Here is a 9,207-nt window from a genome sequence, read left to right as displayed (position 1 = left end):
TGCCCCCATCCCCCCCCCCGTAGGAGCCGGCTTGCCGGCGAAGCGGCCCGCCAGCCTGTATCGCCCTGGCGGACGCCTTCGCGGGCAAGCCCGCTCCTACGCCAGACTCCAGCATCGCGCAAAACCCCGTAGGAGCCGGCTTGCCGGCGAAGCGGCCCGCCAGCCTGCATCGCCTTGGCGGACGCCTTCGCGGGCAAGCCCGCTCCTACGGCAGGCTATGGCGTTGCATGGCGCGGGCGAGCATTTCCTGGCATCTGAGGGTCGCTACCGATAGGGGGCGGTGACGGACCACGCACAAATCGACACGAATCCGTTCCAGGTGCTCGTCGTCAATCGGCACCGCCACCAGGCCATCACCCAGGTCCCGGGCCTCGGCGTCCACCTGGGGCAGGATCAGCACTGCCGCACGCTGGCGGGCCAGGCTTTTCTGCACCTCCAGGGAACTGGTGGTGAACACCGGCAGAATGTTCACCCCACGCTTGCGGGCCGCGCCTTCCAATGCCTGACGCACACCGTAGGCCGAATCCGGAATGGCCAGAGGCTGTCCTTCCAGGTCCTCCAGGCGAATGCTCGGGCGCTGGGCGAAAGGATGTTCGGCGCTGACCAGAACCCGGTGCCACAACTGGCAATGGGCGGTCACTTCCACTTCGACCCGTTCCTGCAGGTAGAAGGCCAGTCCCAGATCGGCCTCGCCGCTGCACAGGGCATCGAGGGTGGCGCCGGCGCTGGCGATGACAATGTTGAAGGTGACTTTGGGGTGGGCCCGGTTGAACGCGGCCAGCACCGGCGCCAACACACTGGAAACGATACTTTCCGACACATGGATGCTGACGTTACCCGCTACCTGGCTCTGCCGGCTGGCGATCACGTCACGCACCTGATCGAAGCCGCGCAAGGTGGAGCTGACCTGCTCGGCCAGGCACTCGCCTTCCACCGTCAGACGAATCCCCCGGGGGCCACGCTCGATCAGCGCGGTGCCAAAGAAGTGCTCCAGTTGCTCGATCTGCCGACTCACGGCGGTGGGCGTGACGTACAGCCGCTCTGCCGCCTGGCGCAGGGAGGCGCAACGGGCCACCTCGTGAAAATAACGCAACGCTCGTAACTGCATGGCCGCTCGCCCCATCGCTGAACTGATCCATGAAGCACGCAATTACTGCGCCAGAGCGCCTGAGTTTCGCCAGCCAAACCTCTACAAAACATTGATCTGGGCACCCGCCGTGCCTACCCTGCTAGACAGCCGACTGCACGATTCGGCATGAACCACGCCCGGCGCCACTGCCGGCCCTTCGCCAAGGATTGTCCATGAGTACTCTGCCCCGCACTGCACCGCTTGCCGCCCTGCTCGCCGCCCTGGTGCTGCTCAGCGCCTGCTCCAGCGTCACCCGCAAGATCGACCCTGAACCCACCATCACCTCGGCCGGTATCCTGGCCTTTCGCGATATCTGCCTGAAGTCCGCACCGTCCTTCGCCGGGGCCGAAACCGCCGCCCGGGCCCATGGCATCGGGGAACTCACCGACGCCGGTTTTGCCAAGATGGGCATGAACCAGGACCAGACCCTGGGGGTCCAGGTCCAGATCAACAAGGAGTGCGCGATCACCACCCCAAGCCAGAACGACAGCTCGCTGACCCAACAGTTCTTGAGCAGCGTCGGCAAGTTTTCCAGCACGCCGCTGGCACAGAGCGTACCGGCACGGATCACCCTCGACGGCCAGAGCTTCATCCTCATGCACGATCGCCGTGGCGGTGAAGCCTATGTGATGCTCAAGGCGCCGTAACGGCGCGACAGCCCCTGGGCTGTGTGCAACCTGTCACCCCGCCCTCCTCGGCCCCTGGCCGGAAGGTGCTGAAGAAACCTGGGGGCGTACCGCGCTCGAGCTGGCCACTATTGCCAGGCAACTGCCCCTGATGTGAGAACCGCCGGCCTGCTGCGCAGCTAGCCTTGACGAATCAGTCGCAGCGGCGAGTGGCTCGCGCTCAACACCTGCAGTAGCGCCTTACCCTGCATCGGCTTGTGGAACAGGTAGCCCTGGGCCGCATCGACCCCCAGGCGCTGCAGGTGGGCACGTTGTTTCTCGGTCTCGATACCCTCGGCCACCAGCTCCAGATTGAGCGAGCGTGCCAGCCCCACCACCGCCTCGATGATCCGGGTTTCCTTGAGCCCCAGGGCGTTGGCGACAAAGCCCGAGTCGAGCTTGATCTGGCCAAAGGGAATATCCGCCAGGCGCATGATCGACGAGTGGCCGGTACCGAAATCGTCAAGGGACAGGCGCACACCGCTTTTCACCAGAACGCTGATGTTCTCGATGCTCTGCATGTCCAGGGTCAGGGCCTGGCGCTCGGTGACCTCCAGGGTGACCTGCTTCTTGGGCACCCCGGCCTCCTCGATCTGCAGCAGCACCTGGGCGGCAAACTCGGGGTCGGTCAGTTGGCTGGCCTCGATGTTGTAGGAGAACACCAGGGCTTCACCCTGGATGCGGGCCTGCAGTTGCCGCTGCAGCATCAGGCCCTGTTGCAGCAGACAGTTGAACAGCTGTCGATGGCGCGCCGGGCTGTCGAACAGATCGAGGAAGAACCCCGGTCCCAGCATGCCCTTGTGGGGATGATGCCAACGGGCCAGGACCTCGGCGCCGGTGATGCGACGGGTCCTCAGGCACACCTGGGGCTGGAAATAGGCAACGATCTGCTGCTGCTCCAGAGCCTGAACGATATCCCGCTGCATCATCCAGTCATTGCCGGCGGGGGCGTGCCGATCGACCGCCAGGCTGTTGCTGCGAGAGTGATTGTTCACCGTGCGCTTGACGGTCAGGGCCTTGAACAGCAAGCCACTGATCTGCGCCGTGTCCAGGTCGCTGTAGCTGCCGACGCAATACTTGCCGGAACGCGTGCGAAAGTTCGCAAGTCCCCAGCGGATGGAAGCTTCCAGGGCGTCACACTCGATCATCGAGAAGAAACCGTAGTGTTCGCAGAGTCGGCGCAGGTAATAAATGGCCGTCAGGGAGTGCAACGAGTCGCAGATCACCAGGTCCAGTTCACCCAGCTCCGGAGGGAATTGGCTCCACTCGTTTTCCTGGCTGATCACCTGGACCCGGGCAAAGTCCGAAGCCGCCAGTATTCTGGAAAACCGCCGAACCCGAAAAGCGTTCGAACATAACAACAATACGCTTAGCGTCGACATGACCTGCGGCTCCGGTAAAAAAAGCATGCTATCCAAATCAGACTCAACTGAACTCAGGATGCTTCTTGAATGGAGGTAGGAAGCGTCTGAGGTTGGGTGCGTTTTTCGTCAATAACGCCCCTGCACCTCAGCGGCCGAGCTTTGCTCCTGACGTGTCAATGAGGGTAAAGGCCGTCCGGGCATTGGCCTTGCCCGGCTCGGAGCCCATCACCGGGGACTTGGTCCGGGCCCCTGTGCACATCCGCATGAAGACAAGTACTTCAATCGATGCAATCAACCCAGGCGCCACTACTAATACAACAACTCAAGGGCAACAACTGACTACCCTTGCGGCTTTTATCCAGCGTAACTAGAAGAACTCGCTGACTAAAAAAAGCATCCGTCAAAAAAAACCAAGAATCTTCTCGCGCAAAACCAAGAAGATCCTTAAAAGCGCGCCGGATAGAATGCTTGAGAGCTGGCGAAAGAGTGCCTGAGTGTATAATAATTCGTCGATTCGGAACTTTATTGCACATAGTTATAAGCACTCTAGAAATAATAATCAGAATGAGGGAATCATGAATAAAACCGTACTAATCGTGGACGACCATCCCATCATCTCTGGTGCGATTCGAGCGACCCTGGAGCAAAACGGCTACCAGGTTGTTGCCGAGTCGGTCGATGGCCTGGACGCACTTGCGAAAGTACGCAGCCTTGCTCCGGAGTACCTCCTGCTGGACATCGGACTCGACAGCCTGGATGGTCTTTCGGTGCTACAGCGCCTCAACTCGGAAAATCTCAAGACCAAGACCCTGGTCTTCACCTCGCAACTGGCCAGTACCTATGCCGCGCGCTGCATGCAGGCCGGAGCGTTGGGATTCATCAACAAAAGTGCAAGCATGGATGAACTAGTCAAGGGGCTTCAGACCATCAACGATGGGTATCTGTATTTCCCCAAGGAAGTACTGGCTCACTACATGGAGCACGGCCAGAACAGCGACTTGAGCACGCATAAACTAACCAACAAGGAAGTTATTGTGCTGCAACTACTGGTCCAGGGCCTGAGCAACGTGGCCATCGGGGACAAGCTGCACTTGAGCAATAAGACCGTCAGCGGACACAAGATCAACATCCTGCGAAAAATGGGAGTACGCACTACCATAGAACTGGCCGGTATCGCCAAAGAAATGAACCTGGTCTGACCCTCGCAACATGAAAAACACCCTGCTGACGCTATTCATGGCATTGAGCCTGACGCTGCTGCCCGGCGTTGCTGCAGGCACTGAGACCTTCCAACTGTCTTCACGGGGACAGGGCCTGCAATTTTCCGCCCAGGTCAGCCCCGAGGACCAGGCCTGGCTCAGTAAGAGGAACTCCATAAGAGTCGGCGTGACCCTCCCCGACTACCCGCCCCTGACCATCTTTTCCGAAGAAGGGGAACTGGAAGGCATACTCGCGGAAAACCTGCTGGCCTTGCAGAAAGTCCTGAATACCCGTTTCGACATCATCGGTTATCCGGACCGCAATAGCGCCTTCAAGGCACTGAAGGCGGGCGAGATCGACCTGGTGGACGCCGCCACCCGGCCAAAGGCGCACAAGTACGGCGCGCAGATTTCTGCCCCTTACGCCTATACCCAGATCGCCTTGTACTCCACCACCGGTAGCCTGCTGGATATGGACCTGCGTGATCCCGCTGCGCAGATTTCATCGACCCACGACGGTTTTATCGATGAGGACACCTTCAGGATCTTTCGCAGCGCCACCATCAAGAACTACAACTCGCCCTATGAAGCCATTGCCGCCGTGCTCAAGGGGCATGCCCAGGCTTATCTGGGAGATACCGTCAGCACCAACTACCTGCTGAGCCAGAACTTCAACAATCAGCTGGTGACCAACGTCAGCGTCAACGGCCTGGAGGCGAAAATAGGTTTTGCCTACACCGACAACAACAGCCAGCTGGCGTCCATCCTCAACCGGCAACTGCTGTCTCGCAGCCACTGCCAGATCATCAGAATGGTCAATTGGTGGGTGGTGACCCTCAAGTGCAGCGACGACGAATTCGTCAGCGTGCTCAACAGCGAAGAGAAACAACTGCTGGGCAGCAAGAAGCCTTTCAGGATTGCCGTCAGCGAAGACCTGGCGCCCTACGCGCTGTTCGACGGCAGAGGCCAGTTCGGCGGCACCATGTCCGATATCCTGGAGCTGGTGCGTCTCAATTCCGGGCTGCACTTCGAAATCGTCCGCACCCGCTCGGTGCATCAGGCCATGGAGTTGCTGGACAAGGGCGAAGTGGACCTGGGCATCATGTCGGAGACCGACTCCCGGAGTCGCAAGTACCTGTTTACCCATCCGATCATCACCACGCCCTACACCCTGATCACCAAAAACACCGGCTCCGAGGAGTTCAAGCTCCAGGACAGTCCCGCACAAAGCGTCGCCCTGCCCCGCTCCGATGCCCTGCTGGAGCATATACGCCAGAACTACCCGCACCTGAAGATCCACACCACCGAGAATCTCGCCGACGCCCTGAACCGGGTTCGCGACGGCAGCAGTGATTTCACCCTGACCTCCACCAACCAGGCCCGGTACTACCTGTCGTACAAATACGAGACTGACCTGAAAATCTCGGACCTGTTCAAGGGCGCCAACGCCCGGATCGGCCTCGCCAGCCAGCCACACAACAAGGTGCTGATTTCCATTATCGAAAAAACCCTGCTGCGCATTTCACCCAGTGAAACCGCGGCCATCTCCGGACGTTGGCGCGCCAATGCCGCGACCGACAACATATATTGGGAGGGCGTGAGTCTTAGGGTCTACCAGGTGCTCAGCGCCTCCTTCGTATTGCTGCTGGTCACCTGCATCTGGATCCTCTACCTGAGAAAGCTGATCTTCAAGAAATCCATCGTGCGCAAGCAGCTACAGGAACGCCTGAGCCTGATCCAGAACATCGTCGACAGCATTCCCCACCCCATTTACGTACGTGGCCGCGACGGCGAGCTGTTGTTGTTCAATACCCCCTATGCCCAGACCTTCATACCCGGCGCCACCTCCACCACCAACACCCAGATGCTCGACGCCATGCTCGGGAGCACGGTGCTCGGACAATGGCTACAGGACTACGAGCAGGTCGCAACCAGCGGCGTCGCCCTTTCCTGTGACCAGACGCTGCCCCTGGGCGGCCAGACCCTGGACATCTACCACTGGGTCCAACCGTTACGGGACGACCGTCAGCAGGTGTTCGGCGTGGTCTGCGGCTGGCTGGACATCGGCGATCGCCTGCGCATCCTCGAAGAACTGCGCCAGGCCAAGGAGACCGCGGACCAGGCCAACAGTGCCAAGTCGACTTTCCTCGCCACCATGAGCCACGAAATTCGCACCCCCATGAATGCCATCATCGGCATGCTGGAGCTGGTGCTGACTCGCAAGGCGCCCCAGGGCAAGAACCTCGAGTCGCTGCAGTTCGCCCATGAGGCGGCGGTCAGCCTGCTGGAGCTGCTGGGGGGCATCCTCGATATCTCCAGCATCGAGTCCGGGCAGACTCGCCTGCATCTCGAGACCTGCACGCTGAAGCAGATCGTCACCTCCACCCAGGCGATCTTCGACAGCCTGGCAACTCGCAAGGGGCTGTCGATCAAGACCCGATTCGATGCCTGTGCCGATCTGCCGTTGCGCCTGGACCGCCTGAAGGTCAAGCAAATCCTCTCCAACCTGATGAGCAACGCGATCAAGTTCACCGACAGTGGCGATATCACTCTGCGGGTCCAGGGCATCGCGCTGGGTGAGCGACGCTTCGCCTTTTCCATCAGCGTGCAAGATTGCGGCCCGGGCATCGATCCCGCCGACATGGCCACCCTGTTCACGCCCTTTTCCCGGGTCACCGCCAACCGTAACAGCGGCGCCGGAATCGGTCTGTGCATCTGCCAGTCATTGAGCCGGATCATTGGCGGCGACCTGCTGGTGGACAGCGCCCCGGGCAAGGGCACCACCATGACCCTGACCGCCTGCGCCGAGGAAGCCTCGCCCAACGACACCCCGCTGGCGCTGCCAGTGAACGAACCCGCTCCCTCGACTTCGCAGCGCCTGAAGATCCTCATCGTCGAGGACCATCTGCCAAGCCTGAACCTGCTCAAGGAGCAGATCGAACTGCTCGGGCATCTGCCGATCCTGGCCCACGATGGGCTTGAGGCGCTGTTTATCTGGGAAGACAGCGACGTCGACCTGATCATCACCGACTGCAATATGCCGGAGTTGGACGGCATCACCCTGACCGAAGAGATTCGCCGTCTGGAACAGCAGCTGCGCATGCGCCCCTGCACCATCATCGGTACCACCGCCAGCGCCCATGCAGAAGACATGCAGGCCGGCCTCGTGGCCGGCATGGATGTGTGCCTGCTCAAGCCCCTGAGCGTGTCGATGCTGGCCCGCTATGTACCATTGTTCGCCGAGAGCACGGCACGGGAGGCGCTGGAAGACGGCACCTCGGCGCTGCAACTGTTCAACCTCCCGGAGGACAAGCGGCGCAGCCTGCTGGGGAACATGATCGTGTGCAACCAGCAGGATCTTGAGGCCTTGGAGGACGCCATGGCCCGGCTTGATTTCAAGGCCCTGGCCCACCTGGCCCACAAACTGAAAAGCTCGGCGCAGATGATGCAGTCCGAGTCGCTGCTACGGTTGTGCGAAGCCCTGGAGCAAGCCCTTGAGGACAATCCCGCCGCCAGCACCCTGTCCCAGCTGTGCAATGAGGTGCGGGGGCTGATGGACAAACTCAACAAGATGCTAACGGCCTCCGCCAACCCAGACTGAATGCCTCTGCAGACACGACAACGCCCACAAGCCAAAGCGTGTGGGCGTTGTCCGCGCGCTACGTTGCAGAACAGTGTGATCCGGCCAGCAGCTTAGAACCTGACACTGGACTTGATGGGATCACTGTAACCGCCGTAATCGTTGATGATCGAAAACTCGACGGTGGCAGTCGTGGACTTGAGCTTGTGGTTGAGCCGGTAGTCCTGGCTGGACCTGGGCGTCACCATACCAACATCGTTCAACTCGATGGGCCGGCCACCGCCCATTATCCGCAACCCCATGAAGGTGACGTGATAAGCACTGGGGTTGGTGACCCGCAATACAGTCCCAGAAGGTTGGTCCAGCAGTTTCCATTGCAACTGACTGGGGGCTTCCTGGGGCGTACCCGGCAAATTCCCGGGGCGGTAGAACAACTTCGCCCGGGTGCATTGCACGACTTTCAACGGGTTGCCCTGCTGGTGGTCCAGCAGCGGAATTTCCTGGGCATTGAAGTAGAACAGCGACTCCCGATCCTCCGGCAGTGGCCCGGGGGTCTTGATGATCCGCACCACCTGTTCTTCGCCTGCCCGCACCTTGAACAGGGCCGGCAGGGCAATGAACGGAGTGAGCGAGTCCTTGCTGTCCTTGACGTCGCTGACCCAGGTCTGCACCGTAATATCGTTGCCGGTGAGATTGGACACTATGGTCGATACACTGTGTTGCTCAGCATTAAGGATGATTCGCGTCCCGCTGAGCATGATCCCGGCAGATGCCTGGGAGTCTGGCCAGAGTGTTATCAAGGCCGCGCAGAACAGCCAGTTGCGGTGAGTCAAGCCACTACGCAATCGAAGAAAAGTATTCATATCCGCCTGACCCTGGGCAAAAGGCAGGGCATACCGGGGCCGACCGCCGCCCACAAGGCCGGGTCCCGATTGAGGATTGACTTCATTGGATTGATACCTAACTCGTGTTTGGCGTTTGCCTTATTCCCAAGGCTGGGAAAGCCTACAAACGTTAACATCTGAATGAGATAGGACAGCTCTTAGCCTTTATCAAGAAGGCTCTTGATTTCCAGCCAGACACACACCAAGACCTCTGGCCCGCAAATGCTCGCGAGCCTTGCTACATGGGCCCTGCGACCACTAGGAAACCCTTGAAGGCCGCAGGGGCCGACAGTGTGTCCCTCACTGCGCAACCCCGCTGGCAATCGCGCTGATCTCTCCCCGCAGCCACTGCAACCCCGGCGCCTGCTGGTGCTGGCGATGCCAGA

Annotated in this window: 7 protein-coding genes; 3 read left to right on the top strand and 4 right to left on the bottom strand. The window is 60.3% G+C overall.

Translation table 11 applies throughout. The features are described 5' to 3' along the window. Nucleotides 1-205: 205 nt before the first annotated feature. Nucleotides 206-1,108 carry a LysR family transcriptional regulator gene (locus BLX41_RS17685; protein WP_185073643.1) on the bottom strand — a complete coding sequence of 301 codons (903 nt, stop codon included), beginning with the start codon at nt 1,106-1,108 and terminating at the stop codon, nt 206-208. 194 nt (nt 1,109-1,302) lie between these two features. On the opposite strand from BLX41_RS17685, the gene BLX41_RS17680 reads away from it, so the two are divergent. Beyond that, complete coding sequence (locus BLX41_RS17680; RefSeq protein ID WP_123725925.1) at nt 1,303-1,776, top strand: hypothetical protein; 474 nt, start codon at nt 1,303-1,305, stop codon at nt 1,774-1,776. 158 nt (nt 1,777-1,934) lie between these two features. Here BLX41_RS17680 and BLX41_RS17675 read toward each other — a convergent pair whose 3' ends face one another. After that, complete coding sequence (locus BLX41_RS17675) at nt 1,935-3,176, bottom strand: EAL domain-containing protein (protein WP_185073641.1); 1,242 nt, start codon at nt 3,174-3,176, stop codon at nt 1,935-1,937. 557 nt (nt 3,177-3,733) lie between these two features. On the opposite strand from BLX41_RS17675, the gene BLX41_RS17670 reads away from it, so the two are divergent. Further along, nucleotides 3,734-4,357, top strand: a complete 624-nt coding sequence (locus BLX41_RS17670) for a response regulator transcription factor (protein WP_123725923.1) — start codon at nt 3,734-3,736, stop codon at nt 4,355-4,357. Nucleotides 4,358-4,367: 10 nt separating this feature from the next. After that, nucleotides 4,368-7,958: an ATP-binding protein gene (locus BLX41_RS17665; protein ID WP_123725922.1), complete on the top strand. Its 3,591-nt coding sequence runs from the start codon at nt 4,368-4,370 to the stop codon at nt 7,956-7,958. Between the two features lie 92 nt (nt 7,959-8,050). Here the strand turns inward: BLX41_RS17665 and BLX41_RS17660 are convergent, their stop codons facing one another. Next, nucleotides 8,051-8,800, bottom strand: coding sequence for a fimbrial biogenesis chaperone (locus BLX41_RS17660; protein WP_123725953.1), 750 nt, complete (start codon nt 8,798-8,800; stop codon nt 8,051-8,053). Between the two features lie 321 nt (nt 8,801-9,121). Beyond that, the coding region (locus BLX41_RS35630) for a hypothetical protein (RefSeq protein ID WP_259744992.1) at nt 9,122-9,207 on the bottom strand (86 nt) is incomplete at its 5' end.

It is taken from the genome of Pseudomonas protegens (assembly GCF_003732485.1).
In the GTDB taxonomy this organism is placed as follows: domain Bacteria; phylum Pseudomonadota; class Gammaproteobacteria; order Pseudomonadales; family Pseudomonadaceae; genus Aquipseudomonas; species Aquipseudomonas protegens_B.
The sequence above is the reverse complement of the archived record's forward strand: the minus strand, read 5'-3'. Positions and strand labels throughout refer to the sequence as shown.

Excerpts from the sequence above, each read along its gene's own strand:
- BLX41_RS17685 (WP_185073643.1), bottom strand. The coding sequence starts at position 1,108 with ATGCAGTTACGAGCGTTGCGTTATTTTCACGAGGTGGCCCGTTGCGCC.
- BLX41_RS17680 (WP_123725925.1), top strand. The coding sequence starts at position 1,303 with ATGAGTACTCTGCCCCGCACTGCACCGCTTGCCGCCCTGCTCGCCGCC.
- BLX41_RS17675 (WP_185073641.1), bottom strand. The coding sequence starts at position 3,176 with ATGTCGACGCTAAGCGTATTGTTGTTATGTTCGAACGCTTTTCGGGTT.
- BLX41_RS17670 (WP_123725923.1), top strand. The coding sequence starts at position 3,734 with ATGAATAAAACCGTACTAATCGTGGACGACCATCCCATCATCTCTGGT.
- BLX41_RS17665 (WP_123725922.1), top strand. The coding sequence starts at position 4,368 with ATGAAAAACACCCTGCTGACGCTATTCATGGCATTGAGCCTGACGCTG.
- BLX41_RS17660 (WP_123725953.1), bottom strand. The coding sequence starts at position 8,800 with ATGAATACTTTTCTTCGATTGCGTAGTGGCTTGACTCACCGCAACTGG.